The organism is Pseudobutyrivibrio xylanivorans (genome assembly GCF_010906925.1).
Taxonomy (GTDB): Bacteria; Bacillota; Clostridia; order Lachnospirales; family Lachnospiraceae; genus Pseudobutyrivibrio.
On record NZ_VTVE01000002.1, the window covers coordinates 473,602 to 488,362 of the forward strand.

20 protein-coding genes are annotated in these 14,761 nt (G+C 39.1%); 4 read left to right on the forward strand and 16 right to left on the reverse strand.

The window, feature by feature from the left end:
* The first annotated feature begins 51 nt into the window (after positions 1-51).
* On the forward strand, positions 52-348 hold the full coding sequence (locus tag F0Q01_RS08995) for a hypothetical protein (RefSeq protein ID WP_090153197.1): 297 nt from the start codon (positions 52-54) through the stop codon (positions 346-348).
* Here the strand turns inward: F0Q01_RS08995 and F0Q01_RS09000 are convergent.
* The 5 genes from F0Q01_RS09000 to F0Q01_RS09020 all read right to left on the reverse strand — a co-directional run bounded on the left by F0Q01_RS09000 (position 345) and on the right by F0Q01_RS09020 (position 3,409).
* The gene (locus F0Q01_RS09000) at positions 345-491 is read right to left on the reverse strand and encodes a hypothetical protein (RefSeq protein WP_163927209.1); all 147 of its coding nucleotides are present in this window, start codon (positions 489-491) and stop codon (positions 345-347) included. The two genes, F0Q01_RS08995 and F0Q01_RS09000, sit on opposite strands and share 4 nt — an antisense overlap.
* A gap of 12 nt (positions 492-503) precedes the next feature.
* Complete coding sequence (locus F0Q01_RS09005; RefSeq protein WP_090488275.1) at positions 504-1,061, reverse strand: GNAT family N-acetyltransferase; 558 nt, start codon at positions 1,059-1,061, stop codon at positions 504-506.
* 95 nt (positions 1,062-1,156) lie between these two features.
* Positions 1,157-1,822 carry a dethiobiotin synthase gene (bioD, locus tag F0Q01_RS09010; RefSeq protein ID WP_090488276.1) on the reverse strand — a complete coding sequence of 222 codons (666 nt, stop codon included), beginning with the start codon at positions 1,820-1,822 and terminating at the stop codon, positions 1,157-1,159.
* Between the two features lie 21 nt (positions 1,823-1,843).
* Positions 1,844-2,827, reverse strand: a complete 984-nt coding sequence (gene bioB / locus F0Q01_RS09015; protein WP_090488278.1) for a biotin synthase BioB — start codon at positions 2,825-2,827, stop codon at positions 1,844-1,846.
* 27 nt (positions 2,828-2,854) lie between these two features.
* Entirely contained in the window at positions 2,855-3,409 is a 555-nt protein-coding gene (locus F0Q01_RS09020) for a biotin transporter BioY (protein WP_090488280.1), read from the reverse strand.
* A gap of 216 nt (positions 3,410-3,625) precedes the next feature.
* Here F0Q01_RS09020 and F0Q01_RS09025 point away from each other — a divergent pair, with 216 nt between their 5' ends.
* Both F0Q01_RS09025 and F0Q01_RS09030 read left to right on the forward strand, forming a co-directional pair.
* The gene (locus F0Q01_RS09025; protein WP_090488282.1) at positions 3,626-4,333 is read left to right on the forward strand and encodes a zinc ribbon domain-containing protein; all 708 of its coding nucleotides are present in this window, start codon (positions 3,626-3,628) and stop codon (positions 4,331-4,333) included.
* Between the two features lie 185 nt (positions 4,334-4,518).
* Positions 4,519-4,989, forward strand: coding sequence for a cupin domain-containing protein (locus F0Q01_RS09030; RefSeq protein WP_090488284.1), 471 nt, complete (start codon positions 4,519-4,521; stop codon positions 4,987-4,989).
* Between the two features lie 235 nt (positions 4,990-5,224).
* On the opposite strand, the gene F0Q01_RS09035 is transcribed toward F0Q01_RS09030, so the two are convergent.
* The 5 genes from F0Q01_RS09035 to F0Q01_RS09055 form a co-directional block, all read right to left on the reverse strand.
* The gene (locus tag F0Q01_RS09035; protein ID WP_090488287.1) at positions 5,225-5,935 is read right to left on the reverse strand and encodes an ABC transporter ATP-binding protein; all 711 of its coding nucleotides are present in this window, start codon (positions 5,933-5,935) and stop codon (positions 5,225-5,227) included.
* Positions 5,922-6,779 carry an ABC transporter ATP-binding protein gene (locus F0Q01_RS09040; protein ID WP_090488289.1) on the reverse strand — a complete coding sequence of 286 codons (858 nt, stop codon included), beginning with the start codon at positions 6,777-6,779 and terminating at the stop codon, positions 5,922-5,924. Before F0Q01_RS09040 ends, F0Q01_RS09035 begins: the two co-directional genes overlap by 14 nt.
* Positions 6,772-7,857, reverse strand: a complete 1,086-nt coding sequence (locus tag F0Q01_RS09045; protein ID WP_090488291.1) for a branched-chain amino acid ABC transporter permease — start codon at positions 7,855-7,857, stop codon at positions 6,772-6,774. The genes F0Q01_RS09040 and F0Q01_RS09045 overlap by 8 nt, the downstream gene beginning before the upstream one ends.
* Before the next feature lie 9 nt (positions 7,858-7,866).
* The gene (locus tag F0Q01_RS09050) at positions 7,867-8,748 is read right to left on the reverse strand and encodes a branched-chain amino acid ABC transporter permease (protein ID WP_090488293.1); all 882 of its coding nucleotides are present in this window, start codon (positions 8,746-8,748) and stop codon (positions 7,867-7,869) included.
* Positions 8,749-8,809: 61 nt separating this feature from the next.
* Positions 8,810-10,006 carry an ABC transporter substrate-binding protein gene (locus tag F0Q01_RS09055; RefSeq protein WP_090488295.1) on the reverse strand — a complete coding sequence of 399 codons (1,197 nt, stop codon included), beginning with the start codon at positions 10,004-10,006 and terminating at the stop codon, positions 8,810-8,812.
* A gap of 132 nt (positions 10,007-10,138) precedes the next feature.
* Between F0Q01_RS09055 and F0Q01_RS09060 the strand changes: the two genes are divergently transcribed.
* Positions 10,139-11,419 carry a serine dehydratase subunit alpha family protein gene (locus F0Q01_RS09060; RefSeq protein WP_090488297.1) on the forward strand — a complete coding sequence of 427 codons (1,281 nt, stop codon included), beginning with the start codon at positions 10,139-10,141 and terminating at the stop codon, positions 11,417-11,419.
* A 56-nt stretch (positions 11,420-11,475) separates the two neighbouring features.
* On the opposite strand, the gene rpsR is transcribed toward F0Q01_RS09060, so the two are convergent.
* The 6 genes from rpsR to rsmI all read right to left on the reverse strand — a co-directional run bounded on the left by rpsR (position 11,476) and on the right by rsmI (position 14,760).
* On the reverse strand, positions 11,476-11,730 hold the full coding sequence (rpsR, locus tag F0Q01_RS09065) for a 30S ribosomal protein S18 (protein WP_028234190.1): 255 nt from the start codon (positions 11,728-11,730) through the stop codon (positions 11,476-11,478).
* Between the two features lie 43 nt (positions 11,731-11,773).
* Positions 11,774-12,211: a single-stranded DNA-binding protein gene (locus F0Q01_RS09070; RefSeq protein WP_090153211.1), complete on the reverse strand. Its 438-nt coding sequence runs from the start codon at positions 12,209-12,211 to the stop codon at positions 11,774-11,776.
* A gap of 27 nt (positions 12,212-12,238) precedes the next feature.
* Positions 12,239-12,529: a 30S ribosomal protein S6 gene (gene rpsF / locus F0Q01_RS09075; protein ID WP_028247183.1), complete on the reverse strand. Its 291-nt coding sequence runs from the start codon at positions 12,527-12,529 to the stop codon at positions 12,239-12,241.
* 137 nt (positions 12,530-12,666) lie between these two features.
* The gene (locus F0Q01_RS09080; protein ID WP_090488298.1) at positions 12,667-13,425 is read right to left on the reverse strand and encodes an NAD-dependent protein deacylase; all 759 of its coding nucleotides are present in this window, start codon (positions 13,423-13,425) and stop codon (positions 12,667-12,669) included.
* Between the two features lie 27 nt (positions 13,426-13,452).
* The gene (locus F0Q01_RS09085; protein ID WP_090488300.1) at positions 13,453-13,911 is read right to left on the reverse strand and encodes a divergent PAP2 family protein; all 459 of its coding nucleotides are present in this window, start codon (positions 13,909-13,911) and stop codon (positions 13,453-13,455) included.
* Between the two features lie 9 nt (positions 13,912-13,920).
* Positions 13,921-14,760 (reverse strand): 16S rRNA (cytidine(1402)-2'-O)-methyltransferase, encoded by an 840-nt coding sequence (rsmI, locus tag F0Q01_RS09090; protein ID WP_090488302.1) that lies wholly within the window; start codon positions 14,758-14,760, stop codon positions 13,921-13,923.
* Position 14,761 lies beyond the last annotated feature (1 nt).

Genomic DNA, 14,761 nt, shown 5'->3' on the forward strand with positions numbered 1-14,761 from the left:
TACGTTTTGGTCTATAATGTTACAAGTTTTTAAAGAAAGGAGTTATAAGTTATGAAAACTTCAAAGCCTACAAAAACAGAACTTGAGATAAATGATTATATTATGGCCAACAAGGGCATCTCTTATTATGATGTTCTTATTTTCGCCTACGACAACGACTTGGATAAATGGATTGACCTACTTAAACATACTAAATATAAAAAAGCCCTATCTGATACCCTGCGAGATATTCAGATAGAGCTAGGTATGTTTACTGTCAGATTAGATGAACAGCTAAAGCTGTGTCATGAGGCGGAGATTCGTTACTACCACCGACATAGCGCGAAGTTTGCTGAGCTTTATTCTTAGCAGGAAATAGCCTTATATTTTTCCTCTTGCCTAAGCTTTTGTAGTTCCTGCTGGCCTACTTCCATTATTCTTTGATCTAGGACTGCAAAGGTAATGTCTATTTCTTCTTCTAAAAGAAAATCTAGACATGCCTGCAGTGCCACCTGCCTATTTTACTACAACAATTTATACATTGAAATCTCACCTATGCTTGTGCCATCATCAAGCTTAAATCCACAAGGCAATTTTCCTGATTCTACAAATCCCATTTTCTTATATAAGCCAAGAGCTTTCGTGTTATCCTCTAGCACTTCTAATTCCATGCATGTATACCCTGCGTTTTTTGCAAAATCAATTGCATGCTCCATTAAAATAGTTCCAAGACCAGCTCCGTGATATTCTTTTCTAACACCAAGTCCTATCTCACACCGATGCTTTGTTTTTCGACCTTTACCGATGCATCTAACAGCAATGTTTCCAACGATTTTTTCATTATCAAATATAGAAGTCATAGTCTGCCTCGAATCGTCATAAAGGCTCTGTAGTCTCTTTTCTTCTTCCTTTATATCTTTTTCACTTTGTCCCACTTCATCTCCATACCGAGTCATAAAATGGGTATCATCAGATACTTGATACATGAAATCTAGGAATTGTTCTGCATTAGCTGCATTTATTGATTTCATAGTATATTTCTGCCCGTCTTTACCTATAATTTCTCTAGCCTGCTCCTTCAAAGCCTTCCCTCCTCATGTATCATAAACTGTATATTAAGGGATATTTTACTGTTTTTCTCAAAATAAATAAAGCCCACAAATGTGAGCTTTAATTGTTAAAATATTATGTTCTCTCCATTTGGAGCTACTGTCCCTATTACTTTAAGTCCAGTAAGCTCTTCAATCATGTAGTAATTGTCTTTTTGCATCAAGTCTCCTATGTAATTGTTAAGAAGTACTCCCTCTATTTCAATACCTAGGGTTTTAATATAAGCTGCTGTGGTTACCACATTGTGAATGGTTCCAAGACCTGCATCAGCCACTATAATTACCGATAATCCCAGTTCTTTTACAACGTCTGGTAGCAGTATCTTTTTTGATTCATCATATCGGATAGGACACACGATTCCTCCGCTTCCCTCTACAACTGTAAACTGATGACTATCTCTTACAACTTGATAATCTCCAACTATTTTATCTAATTCTATAGGACGATTATTTATTTTTGCAGCTAAATGGGGAGATACAGCCTCACTAAACAGATATGAAACCATCGACTCATCAGACTGCTCTAGGCCTGCTATCTTTTTTACATATCCCGCATCACTTTCAGGAATTGTATCTGCACCTGAAATCGCAGCTTTATAATATGCTACATCTATGCCCTGTTCCCTATAATACTTAGCTAAAAGGGCCGTCACATATGTCTTTCCTATATCCGTGCCTGTTCCAGTGATAAATACACCCTTTTTACATTTTGCAAGTTCTAGTAATTTCGTCATTTGCATTCACCTACGCCCATTCTATTTTTCCCAAAGCTCTTCCTTATATCCCAGCTCGTGAATCATATTCATATCTGACTCAATTGTATAGCCTGCCGTGGTAAGCATATCACCAGAGATTACTGCATTGGCGCCTGACTTAAAGCATTCTCTACCATGTCCTGGCAACAGTCCTCTTCCTCCAGCTAATCTAATGGATGCATCTGGTAAAATAAATCGATATACCGCAACTATACGGCACATATCATCTATAGTAAGCTTTTCATTTTTTTCAAATGGAGTTCCAGGAATAGGATTAAGCATATTAACTGGCACGCTCTTTACATTAAGGCTTCTAAGCTCTAGGGCCATGTCGATTCTGTCCTCTACGCTCTCTCCAAGTCCCATAATTCCGCCACTGCAAATGCTCATTCCGGCTTCCCTTGCATTTCTAATAGCCTGCAACTTGTCCTCATGGGTATGTGTGGTGCACACTTTTGAAAAATAGCTTGCAGAAGTTTCAAGATTATTATGAATTCTAGTAATTCCAGCCTCTCTTAATCTCTTATATTGTTCAGTGTTTAATAGTCCAAATGAACCACAGATTTCTATATCAATTGTTCTTTTTATCTCTCTTACTGCCTCACAGACTTTGTCTACTTCAGCATCTGTAAGAGCTCTTCCAGATGTCACAATAGAATATCTTAAAACACCACGATCTGCATTGTATTTTGCCTGCTTTACTATTTCCTCCTTCTCTAGAAGTGGATACTGCTCAGAGCAGGTTTTATAATGAGCTGACTGTGAGCAGAACTTACAGTTTTCTGAACAACGCCCACTTTTTCCATTAATAATAGTGCACATATCAAATGCATTATTACAAAAATGCTCTCTCAACTCATCCGCAGCCTGGCAAAGCTCTTTTAAATCCTCCTCTGGCAGATTGTAAAGTGCCAAAGCCTCCTCTTTTGTAATCTCGTTTCCTGCCAGTACCTTTTCTTTTAACTCTTGAATTAAATTGCCCATCTTATTCTCCTTTTACATTATTTATGCCTACTCCATGATGCGAATAGCTGTTAATCTTGTTCCCACAAATGATGCTAAGCCGCAGAGCACAAGGTCTCCTGGCATATCTAGTGGAAAACAAGATAAAAGAATAACTCCAAGTGTCTCAGGAGTATTCAAGTAATATTTCAACATCAAATATTTATATACGATTCCAATTCCATAAGTTACAGCAAAGCCTCCCAGACAAGCCAGAAAATAGTGAAGGAAGCTTACACTCATTTTTCTACTAATAAACCCTGTGACAAATGCAGCCACTATAAAACCTATGAGATATCCAAAGCTAGGACGGAACACATAGCCTATTCCACCGCCTGCTGCAAATATTGGAAGCCCCACTAGTCCAAGAAGCACATAGCATCCAACAGAGATTGCCCCCAGTTTTCCTCCAAGCAAAATACCAGCCATCAATACAAAGAAAAACTGCAATGTGAAATAATCCATATAAGGTACCGGGATTTGAATGAACGCACCTATAGCAACTAGCGCTGCAAACAAGGCGCAAAGAACCTGATTTTTTACAGATAAAATAGATTTTGTCATGATTAGTTACACTCCAGTAAGTATTTGGCTCTAAAAGCCAGTCCCTACTGAGTGTATGAAAACAGACGTCGAATGTCAACCATTAGTTATCTAATAGGTGACAATTATATTCTTTAATTCTTGCTCACTTTGCGATAAAAGTTATATTTTCCCCATTGACTTAATATATATATATATAATTAATCGACTCATTTTTTTACTTGAAAGGAGAAATATATGTTTTGCGTAAAATGTGGACAATTGTTGCCTGAAGGGAGTAGTTTTTGCAGTAAATGCGGCACTCCTATTTCTTTTGTAAATGAAAAAAGAAATGAATCAATCGAGCCTGCTCAATTTAATGATAATACCCCTTCTGAATCAGAAGATATTGCAGATGTAATACGTAAAATTAATCAATCAATGCCGTATTACGAAAATATTCAACAACAGATTGACAAAATATCTCGCCTTGAGCGAAAAAGAACGCTTACTTTAACCGCTCCTATATCATTTATATGGGGATGCATTCGTTTCAGCATAGTTTTTGTTCTTTTAAATATGCCACTTCTCCCCTTCGTCACATTGATGGGTGGACCGGAAGAACATCCTATGTTTATTATGCCAGCTGCTTTTATTGCAAGTATATATGGTCTTTTTGGAAGATATATAAATTCATATATTATGGGCCGTAAATTAAACACTCTTTACAAAAATCTTGCCGACTATGCTGCTAACAACGCTACACCAGAAAGCTTTGTACTAGCTCCAGATTATCGTTGTTCTTCCGCTGCTAATTTTATAAAAAATTGTCTTATAAATAAAATGGCCTCATCTCTTGGTGAAGCATACAATTTGTACAATAATCACTTATATCAGAATAATACTACTTCCCAATTGAATTCTATTTCACTTCAGTTATGGAATGGCGTTAATGTTAATTGGTAATCTATAATATCCTACAAAGGACAGGCTTTGCCTGTCCTTTTTTAGAAAGAGCACTAACCTTCCATAACATTTGGTAACGGAAATGGAATAACGCTAGTGTTCTGGGAGCTCAAGCCGACCTGCTTAGAATGGTACAAAAATCTGTGTTATAATTTTATACATATTTATTTGAGGAGAATAACGACATGAATTCGAGATCAGACATATTAAAACAACAATATAACTTACAGCAGCATCCGGAAGGTGGTTGGTTTGCAGAAGTTTATACCGCACCATTTGAAATAGAGGGTCGTCCACTTGCTGGCAGTATTTACTTCTTGTTAGATAAAGACGAAATCTCACATTTTCATCAGATAGACTGCGATGAGATTTGGTACTATCACGAGGGCTGTGGTATGAAAGTTACTATTCTTGGCCCAAATGGAAAAGAAGAAATCTTCCTCGGAAATGAGGTAGAAAAAGGTCAACGCGCAATGGTCGTTATCCCTAAAGGTGTTATCTTTGGTGCGGAAAATCTTTCTAATGAAGGCTTCACTTTCGTATCTTGTGCTACTACACCAAACTTCACTTATGAAGGTTTTAGACTTGTATATAAAGATGAAATCAAAAACAACTGGGCTAGTTATTACGATGATGTGGAATACTTAGCATATTAATATCTATTTGCATAACACTATCTCACATATCTTATATTGGCTCATATGGTTGTCCTTTAAATATTTTATAAAACATTAAATACCATTAGAACGATAATAATGAACCATTATATGACAAAAGACACTATTTAGATTACTCTAAATAGTGTCTTTTAAATTCAAGAATTAATCCTGTACGTATGGCATAAGTGCAACCGTTTTCTATTAAATTATCTCAATTTCTTTCATCCAAAAATTAATGCTTAATCTTTGCTCCTAAGTATGCTGCCTTTATCTCGTCATTTTTAGCTAATTCCTCACCCGTTCCTCTTAGTGTGATAGCTCCAGTCTCCATAACATATGCGCTGTGGGCTATCTTAAGTGCCATATTTGCATTCTGCTCAATAAGAAGTACCGTAACTCCCTGCTTGTTAATCTCTTTAATAATGTCGAATATTCCCTGTACAATAATTGGCGCAAGACCTAAGGAAGGTTCGTCCATCATAATTATCTTAGGCTTGCTCATAAGAGCTCTACCTACTGCAAGCATCTGCTGCTCACCACCTGACAATGTACCTGCCGGTTGCCATGATCTCTCCTTAAGCCTAGGAAACAAGTCATACACATAATCGATATCATCAGTTAGGCTATCTGTTCTCATATATGCGCCTATCTTAAGATTCTCTAATACACTCATATCAGGGAACACATGACGTCCCTCAGGAACCAGCGTAATTCCTTCTGTTACTATCTCATTGGTCTGCTGACCCATGATTTCCTTGCCATCTATCTTAATTGAGCCTGACTCAGGCTTAACCAGACCGATGATTGACTTTAATGTAGTACTTTTACCTGCTCCATTAGAGCCAATTAACGTACATATCTCTCCATCATTTACATCGAAGGATATGCTTCTTACTGCCCTGATTCCACCGTAACTTACGCTTAAATCTCTAATCTCCAACATCTTCAGTCACCCCCAGATATGCTTCTATTACAGTTTGATTAGTGGCTATTTCCTCTGGTAATCCACTCGCGATCGTCTTACCGAAATCAAGCACATATATTCTATCTGATATCTCCATTACAAGGTCCATATGGTGCTCTATCATAAATATTGTAAGGTCATACTTATCTCTGATTTCTCTAATGTACTCTGTCAGCTCCATAGTCTCCTGTGGGTTCATGCCTGCAGCGGGCTCATCTAATAGCAATAGCTTAGGCTCTGTTGCCAATGCTCTTGCTATCTCAAGCTTCCTTTGGATTCCATATGGTAGAGATCCTGCTATATCATCCTTGTACTGATATAAATCCAACTCCTTTAAAAGTTCCACTGCCTCCTTACGCATTCTGCTTTCTTCGCTATGGTTCAGCCGAAATGTGGCCGTGAAGGGATTCTGCTTAGCTCTCATGTGTTTAGCCACCAGTACATTATCCATTACTGTCTGGGAAGAAAAGAGACGAATGTTCTGAAAGGTTCTGGCAATCCCTTTCTTAGTGATTACATCTGGTGTAGGTGCTACTATAGTTCCAAAATACTCTCCCTCATCCTCACCTAGGTACATGCGCTTCATCTTACCCTGAGGATGGTTTCTAACTAATATCTTATTGTTAAAATATACTTCTCCATTAGTTGGTTCGTACACTCCTGTGATACAGTTAAATGCTGTTGTCTTGCCTGCACCATTAGGTCCAATAAGAGCGATGATTTCACCCTTATTCACCTCAAGTGACAGATCATTTACTGCAACTACACCACCAAACTGCATTGTTACATGCTCAACTCGGAGGACACTTTCTTTATTAGGCATTATTTTTCCTCCTTATTCTTCTTTTGATACTTATATATATATTCTTGAACCAATCGAAACTGAATTCCTTTGAACCCATAATTCCCTTATTCCAGAAAAGAACAAATAGCATCAGTAAGACTGAAAAGATTACCATTCTAAATCCTGTTCTTGTAAACGGAACCTTAAATGAACCAATGTAGTATTCCTTATCTAGGAATCTAAGCCACTCCTGGCCTGCTGTAATAAGGAATGCACCTAATACCGAGCCACTTACTGATCCGATTCCTCCGATGACTACCATAAGGAGGATATTGTAAGTAAGAGCTACTGTAAAAGTAGATGTGGCTGCAGACCTTAAGAATACTGCCATGAGTCCGCCAGCTACTGTAGCAAAGAAGCTAGATACTACAAATGCTAACTGCTTTGTCTTAAATAAGTTGATTCCCATAGCTTCTGCTGCAATATCGTCGTCTCTGACTGCTTTGAATGCTCTACCATATGATGAATTAATCATTAAAAGCATCAATGCAATACACACACCACAGATAATCACTGCTTGGAAAATACTTGAAAAGGCTGGTATGTTACTGAGACCATACGAAGCATTAGTGATCTTGCCTAGTCCATCCCAGCCTAAAACTGCTCGTACAATTTCTGAGAAACCTAAAGTAGCTATAGCTAGATAGTCACTTTTTAAACGAAGTACTGGCCAACCTATTAAAAATGCAATGATGGCGCCAATTACTCCAGATATTAGAAGGGCTACCACAAGAGGCACCTGAATATTATGTATGAATGATACCATTCCATATAGGTAATACACCTGATCTCGAATTTCTATTGGCATTGTGAAGATTCCTGTAATATAAGCCCCTAAACACATGAATCCTGCTGTTCCAAGGGAGAATTGTCCTGTGAATCCAATCATCAAGTTCATAGATACTGCTGCAACCGCATATATACAACTGCGTTCAATGATTGTGATTGCATATGAATTCTCAATCTCAGTAGCCTGTAAATAACCAAGCAGTATAACTACTATTGCAACACAAGCTATATTAAATATTGTTTTGTTAGTTAATTTTATTTTTTGCATAACAGTACCTCACACTTTATCAGTTGCTTTTTCGCCGAAAATTCCTGTAGGACGAATAATCAATATGAATATAAGTAGTACAAAAGTGAAGGCATCTGAGAATACAGAATAGCCTGCAGCTGTTATTGCAATCTGGCATATCCCTACGATAAAGCCTCCCACCATGGCGCCTGGAATTGAACCTATTCCACCAAGTACTGCTGCAACAAAACACTTAAGTCCTGGAAGTGATCCAGAATATGGCTGAACTGTATTTCTATCTGTGAAATATAGGATTGAGCCAATTGCTGCCAGTCCGCATCCTATTACGAAGGTCATGGTAATTACTCTATCCACTTTGATTCCCATAATACGCGCTGTATCCTGATCCTTTGAACAAGCTCTCATAGCCATGCCTAGCTTAGTATGATTCACAAGTGTCATTAGTAAAAAGGTAAGAACTATTGTGATTATTGGTGCAATAATTGTTACTCTTGATACTGTAATATCCCCAAATGTATGTATTTGCTTTAATATATCAATCTGTGGATAGCTTTGAGGCATTGCTGTAAATAGATAATTTGCGAGATTCTCCAAAAAATAGGATACACCAATTGCTGAAATCATAACTGACATTCTAGGAGCTGTTCTCAGTGGTTTATATGCTATTCTTTCGATTACCACACCAAGAACTATTGTGCCTATAATTACAATTGGAAGTGATAATTGCCATGGAAATGCTGCCATGGAATAAATTGCAAAATAACCTGCCATCATAAACACATCGCCGTGAGCGAAGTTAATCATTCTTAAAATTCCATATACCATTGTGTAACCAATAGCAATCAGAGCATACGCTCCACCTAATGACAAGCCATTTAATAATTGTTGAAAGAAATATGATATTGTCATATATGTTACCTTCTTTTCTAAATTTATCAGCGAAATGATTTCTCATTCCGCTGACTTTTATTTATTCCCCGTGAGTTACTTCCTCAACAAAGGTAAAGGCTTTATCCTTAACCTCTAGGACATAGGTTGTGTTCTTCTTGGCATCACCATTCTCATCGAATACTACCGTTCCGCCAATTACACCATCCTCAACTGTAATACTAGCAAGGGCATCTCTAATTGCTGTACCATCTAATGAGTTAGCACTTTCGATTGCATCACACATTACCATGTATGCGTCATAACACATTGCCTGATTACCAATGATATTGTCTGTGCCAAGGTTTGCCTCTAAGTATTTTGATTCACTGTTAATCCACTCCTTGAATGCTGCATCGAATTCTTCATTACCGCCCTCTGCATAGAAGCAATCAAGAACTACCCCCTCTGCGTTATCACCTGCATCCTCCGTTAATACTGGGTTATTCCATGTGTCACCTGCAATCCACTGTACTTCAAGCCCTAGGTCTGCTGCCTGATTCAAAAGAAGTGGAGCATATACATAATCTGTAGGAGCAAATACGGCCTTAACACCTGAATTCTTAATATTTGTAAGAATAGCCTTGAAGTCTGACTCGTTAGTTTGGAATGTCTCGGCTGTTACGATTGTACCGCCTTTAGCTTCGTACTCATCCTTGAATGTCTGTACTAGACCTGATGTGTACTCATTACCAATATTGTCGATTGTGGCAATCTCTGTATAACCCTGGTCTATAGCCCAGTCAGCCATTACTGTGCCCTGGAAAGGATCTAGGTAGCATACTCTGAAATAATAATCATTTCCAAGTGTTACATTAGTGTTTGTACAGCTTGTTCCGATTGCCGGAATCATAGCATCTGAGAAATAAGAACCTGCTGCGATACATGTACCTGAACCATATCCTCCAATAACACCCACACATCCATCAGAAATAAGCTTCTGTGCCGCAGTAGCTGCAACAGTTTTGTCTGACTGGTTATCCTGCCAATCCAGCTCAATAGTGTACTCTTTTCCACCAACTGTTACTGTAGGTCTCACTGAGTGAGCAAATTCAATACCAAGTTCTTCCTGAGCTCCGCCTGATCCATTTTCACCTGTCTTAGGCTCAAACACACCAATTTTAATTACATCCCCGTTACCTGCTGTCTGTGCGCTCTCACTACTTGATGACTCTCCGCATCCAATCAATGATGTGGCAATTAATGATGTTGCAAGTAATAATCCTAAGCTTCTTTTCATACTGTTATCTCCTCTCAAAATAAAAAAAGAGGCAGAGATCAAATAGATCCCTACCTCTTTGTAAGTTGTGCTTGATTTTAATTTATTTTTTGTTTATAGTCAATGACAAATTTTATTTTTGGAGGCTGAATAATGGAAAAATCAGATTTTAAATACTCATCTTATATGGAAATACTTGATAGAGAATTAGTGCCTGCCATGGGCTGTACAGAGCCCATTGCTATAGCCTTCGCAGCAGCCAAAGCAACTGAACTACTAAAAGTAAAACCCGAAAAAATTATTTTGAAAGTCAGTGGAAATATTATCAAAAATGTTAAGAGTGTTATCGTTCCAAATACTCTTGGCATGAAAGGTTTAGAGTCCGCAGTATTAGTAGGCGCTCTTTACGGCGATGCCTCAAAGGGTCTGGAAGTAATATCTTCTGTCACTGATGAGGAGGCTACTTCCCTAAGAGAACTTATGACTCAGATAGATATTGAGGTATATCCTCTCTCCACCTGCCATGTGCTTGATATCGAAGTCACTGCATATAAGTCTGAACACACTTCCTTCGTTCATATCCAGGATGAGCATACTAATATCATTGAATTATCCTACGATGATGCCCCGATTTCTATTACATCCTCCACTGATTCTTCGGTTGATTCTTCTGTGGATTACACCCTCTTAACAGTTGATGACATAGTTGATTTTGCCTCCACTTGCGACCTAGATGATGTCAAAAATCTACTTGATACTCAGATTACTTATAATAAGGCAATAGCCGTGGAAGGTCTTCATGGTCACTATGGAGCATCCATAGGACGACTCCTTATGAAACAGGATGGCTGTGTTCGCACCAAAGCTAAAGCACTTGCAGCGGCTGGCTCCGACGCTAGGATGAACGGATGCAATCTGCCAGTAGTAATCAATTCTGGCAGTGGTAATCAGGGTCTCACCGCTTCCCTTCCTGTAATTGCTTATGCTAAACATTATGAAAAAAGTGATGAGAACCTCTACCGTTCTCTCTTAGTTTCGAACCTAGTTACTCTCCATCTCAAATATGGGATAGGACGTCTCTCAGCGTACTGCGGTGCAGTCAGCGCTGGTGCTGGCGCCGGTGCTGGAATTGCTTATCTTTTGACCAAGGATGTCACTGTGATTCGCCACACCATCGTTAATGCTCTAGCTATTACCAGCGGTATAGTCTGCGATGGTGCCAAAGCAAGCTGTGCAGCTAAGATTGCCATGGCTGTAGAAGCTGGTATTATGGGCTTTGAAATGTACGAAGAAGGCAATGAATTCCTTGATGGTGATGGAATCGTTAGTAAAGGTGTGGAAAACACCATCAACAATGTCTCTTACCTAGGCCACTACGGTATGAAAGATACTGATGAGAAAATCATCGAAATTATGTCCAAGTGTTATTCCTAAACAAAAAAAGCACTCTCTAGGTTTCCCTAGAAAGTGCTTTATAATCATATCAAGAATTAATCCTGTACGTATGGCATAAGTGCAACGTGACGAGCACGCTTGATAGCTACTGTAAGAGCTCTCTGGTGCTTAGCACATGTACCTGTGATACGACGTGGAAGAATCTTTCCACGCTCAGAAATGTACTTCTTAAGCTTTGCTGTATCCTTGTAGTCGATTACGTTATCCTTACCACAGAAAACACAGACTTTCTTTCTTCTATGCATTGGTCTTCTTCTCTGCTGACCATCACCTGTCTTATTAAAAGCCATGATTTAACCTCCTATTGAAATCCGGTCGGAGCTTGGCTCCTTCCTAATTGAACGGTAATTCCTCGTCAATTCCATCAGGGATATTCATGAAGCCGTCGCCTGCATCTGAGCTAGGTGCGAAACCTGCGCCACCGTCAAAGCTGCTTCCGCCGCTCTGAGAATTCTTGCTCTCTGCGAACTCAACATTCTCACAGACTACATCGGTAGTGTAAACCTTCTGGCCGTCCTTGTTTGTGTAAGAGCCTGTCTGAATACGACCCTCTACAACGAACTTTGTGCCCTTGCGAGCATATTTCTCAAGGAACTCTGCTGTCTTACCGAAAGCAACGCAGTTAATAAAATCTGCTGTCTGCTCATCGCCATCTCTCTTAAATCTACGATCAACTGCAAGAGAGAATCTTGCAACAGCGCTGTTGTTTGCTCCACCATAACGAACTTCTGGGTCTCTTGTGAGACGTCCCATAAGAATTACTTTATTCATAATAATTAATCTCCTTGTCTTATACTATTAAGCCTCGTCAGCTCTAACGCATAAGAATCGAAGTACGTTGTCCATGATGCGAATATTCTCTTCGATCTGTGCAGGTACGCCTGCCTCAGCATCAAAGTGGATGAAGTAGTAGTAACCCTCATTCATCTTCTGAATCTCGTAAGCAAGTCTCTTCTTGCCCCAATCATCGACGTCAGAAATCTGTCCACCAAAGCGAGTGATGTACTCCTTTGCCTTTTCAACTGTGGCAGTTCTTGCATCGTCTTCGATCTTCGCATTAACAACGAGTGCTAATTCATACTTGTTCATGCTTTCTACCTCCTTTTGGTCTATTGGCCAAGCTACGTCATATAGCCTAGCAAGGATATAAATGTTTTATACCACGAATTAAGATAATAGCATGAACTTATGCGTTTTTCAAGGCTTTTTCCTATTTTCTCTTATTTTTATAGTTCTATTCCTTGTAACTTTGCTAGATTCGTAAATACCTGGCCGATTTTTTCCTGAATTACCAGCACATTTTCTCCAACTCGAATATTCAAAGGGTCACGATTTATGATTACTAAATTTTTCCCTTTAAAATAATTTACAAATGATGCTGCTGGATAAACGGTCAGAGAAGTTCCACCTATTATCATGGTATCTGCAGAGCTTATTGCTCTAATGGCGCCCTCTACCTGGTCCTCTGGAAGCCCCTCTTCATACAGGGTGATGTCTGCTCTGACAACTCCTCCGCAGTAGTCACATCTAGGTATTTCATCCTCTGAATCGAAAATGTAATCCACAGGATAAGTGGTGCCGCACTTCATGCAGTAGTTTCTAAGTGCACTTCCGTGAATCTCAAAAACTTTCTTGCTGCCGGCCTTCTGATGAAGACCATCAATATTTTGTGTAACCACGCCTATTAGCTTGCCCTGTTCCTCTAGCTTAGCTAGATATTTATGGGCATTGTTAGGCTCGATTTTTCTGGTATCCATCTTTTGTCTATGAAACTCAAAGTAAACCTTTGGCTCATTTATAAGACAACTGTGACTCAGTAAATACTCAGGCTGATACATGTCAAATCGAACATCATGCTGATTGTATAAGCCATCTTTACTTCGAAAATCTGGAATACCGCTCTCTGTACTAACCCCTGCGCCGCCAAAGAATACTATGCTATTTGAAGCATCAATTATCTCTTTTAGCTTTTCGATGTTATCCACCAAATTTCCCCCTCTCTTTAATTGTAATTATATTGGCAAATGGTAAACCACTATTGCACTAACTATTCCAATCAAACATCCCACAATAATCTCTATCATGTTATGTCCAAGCTTTTCCTTAAAACGGATTATATCAAGAGGCTGCTTGCCTTCTTCAAGTCTCTCATCGTTGAGATTGTTAAGGGCCTTACCCTGACGCTGAGTCTCAAATCTAACTCCTGTAGCATCGAAAAGCACTATTGACCCAAAGAATAAAACTACAGCAAATTCAAAAGAGCCTGTACCCTTTAATAATCCTGTGATAATAATAAGCGCAGAAACTATCGCTCCATGGGAACTAGGCATTCCTGTATTGCTTTTGAAGCGCTCCTTGCTAAACCCACTTCTGAATGTATCAATAATCATCTTCAGAAGCTGCGCAACCGCCCATCCAATTGTTGGGGCTAAAAAATATTTACTTGTAAATAAAGCAACCAAATGACTCATCTTCTCCTCCTATAAAAGGGCGTTGTAAATATCTCGCTTGCTAACCCCTCGATCCTTTGCCACCGCCTTCATTGCCTCTTTTTTATCCATACCCTGAGCCAAATACAGATCCATATGCTCTTCTATGGTCATATCTTCAAATTGGGCTCGCGCCTCCTGAATAGCTTCTTCTTTGGACTTGCCTGCAATGACGAGAACATATTCTCCTCTAGGCTCCTTTGTCTCATATGATAAAAGCGCTCCGCCAATTGTTGTCTTCTCTTTTTCTTCGTGCTTTTTCGTAAGCTCTCTACAGAGAGTAATTCCTCTGTCTTCTCCAAGAACTCCTGCCAGTTCCTTTAAGGTGCCAATCAAATGATGTGGTGCCTCGTATATAATAATCGTTCTAGTTTCATTTTTTGTCTCTTCTAAGACTCTACGACGTTCTTTTTTGTCTTTTGGTAAAAATGCCTCAAATGCAAAGCGTCTACAGGCCTGTCCGGACATTGTCACTGCTGTAATACAAGCAGCTGGACCTGGTACTGAAGTTACCTCTATGCCTGCCTCATAGCACATAGCTACCAGCTCCTCACCAGGATCTGAAATACCAGGAGTACCTGCATCTGTGACAACTGCAATGTTCTTACCCTCTTTTAGCTTTTCAATAAGAGTAATTGCCTTATCCACCTTATTAAACTCATGATAGCTAGTCATAGGTGTATCTATTTCAAAATGATTAAGCAACTTTATTGAATTTCTCGTATCTTCTGCTGCAATCAAATCTACTTCCTTTAGAATTCGAACCGCTCTAAAGGTCATATCCTCTAGGTTTCCTATAGGGGTTGCAACTAAATATAATGTTCCTGACATA

Excerpts from the sequence above, each read along its gene's own strand:
- F0Q01_RS08995 (WP_090153197.1), top strand. The coding sequence starts at position 52 with ATGAAAACTTCAAAGCCTACAAAAACAGAACTTGAGATAAATGATTAT.
- bioD (WP_090488276.1), bottom strand. The coding sequence starts at position 1,822 with ATGACGAAATTACTAGAACTTGCAAAATGTAAAAAGGGTGTATTTATC.
- bioB (WP_090488278.1), bottom strand. The coding sequence starts at position 2,827 with ATGGGCAATTTAATTCAAGAGTTAAAAGAAAAGGTACTGGCAGGAAAC.
- F0Q01_RS09020 (WP_090488280.1), bottom strand. The coding sequence starts at position 3,409 with ATGACAAAATCTATTTTATCTGTAAAAAATCAGGTTCTTTGCGCCTTG.
- F0Q01_RS09025 (WP_090488282.1), top strand. The coding sequence starts at position 3,626 with ATGTTTTGCGTAAAATGTGGACAATTGTTGCCTGAAGGGAGTAGTTTT.
- F0Q01_RS09030 (WP_090488284.1), top strand. The coding sequence starts at position 4,519 with ATGAATTCGAGATCAGACATATTAAAACAACAATATAACTTACAGCAG.
- F0Q01_RS09035 (WP_090488287.1), bottom strand. The coding sequence starts at position 5,935 with ATGTTGGAGATTAGAGATTTAAGCGTAAGTTACGGTGGAATCAGGGCA.
- F0Q01_RS09040 (WP_090488289.1), bottom strand. The coding sequence starts at position 6,779 with ATGCCTAATAAAGAAAGTGTCCTCCGAGTTGAGCATGTAACAATGCAG.
- F0Q01_RS09045 (WP_090488291.1), bottom strand. The coding sequence starts at position 7,857 with ATGCAAAAAATAAAATTAACTAACAAAACAATATTTAATATAGCTTGT.
- F0Q01_RS09050 (WP_090488293.1), bottom strand. The coding sequence starts at position 8,748 with ATGACAATATCATATTTCTTTCAACAATTATTAAATGGCTTGTCATTA.
- F0Q01_RS09055 (WP_090488295.1), bottom strand. The coding sequence starts at position 10,006 with ATGAAAAGAAGCTTAGGATTATTACTTGCAACATCATTAATTGCCACA.
- F0Q01_RS09060 (WP_090488297.1), top strand. The coding sequence starts at position 10,139 with ATGGAAAAATCAGATTTTAAATACTCATCTTATATGGAAATACTTGAT.
- rpsR (WP_028234190.1), bottom strand. The coding sequence starts at position 11,730 with ATGGCTTTTAATAAGACAGGTGATGGTCAGCAGAGAAGAAGACCAATG.
- F0Q01_RS09070 (WP_090153211.1), bottom strand. The coding sequence starts at position 12,211 with ATGAATAAAGTAATTCTTATGGGACGTCTCACAAGAGACCCAGAAGTT.
- rpsF (WP_028247183.1), bottom strand. The coding sequence starts at position 12,529 with ATGAACAAGTATGAATTAGCACTCGTTGTTAATGCGAAGATCGAAGAC.
- F0Q01_RS09085 (WP_090488300.1), bottom strand. The coding sequence starts at position 13,911 with ATGAGTCATTTGGTTGCTTTATTTACAAGTAAATATTTTTTAGCCCCA.
- rsmI (WP_090488302.1), bottom strand. The coding sequence starts at position 14,760 with ATGTCAGGAACATTATATTTAGTTGCAACCCCTATAGGAAACCTAGAG.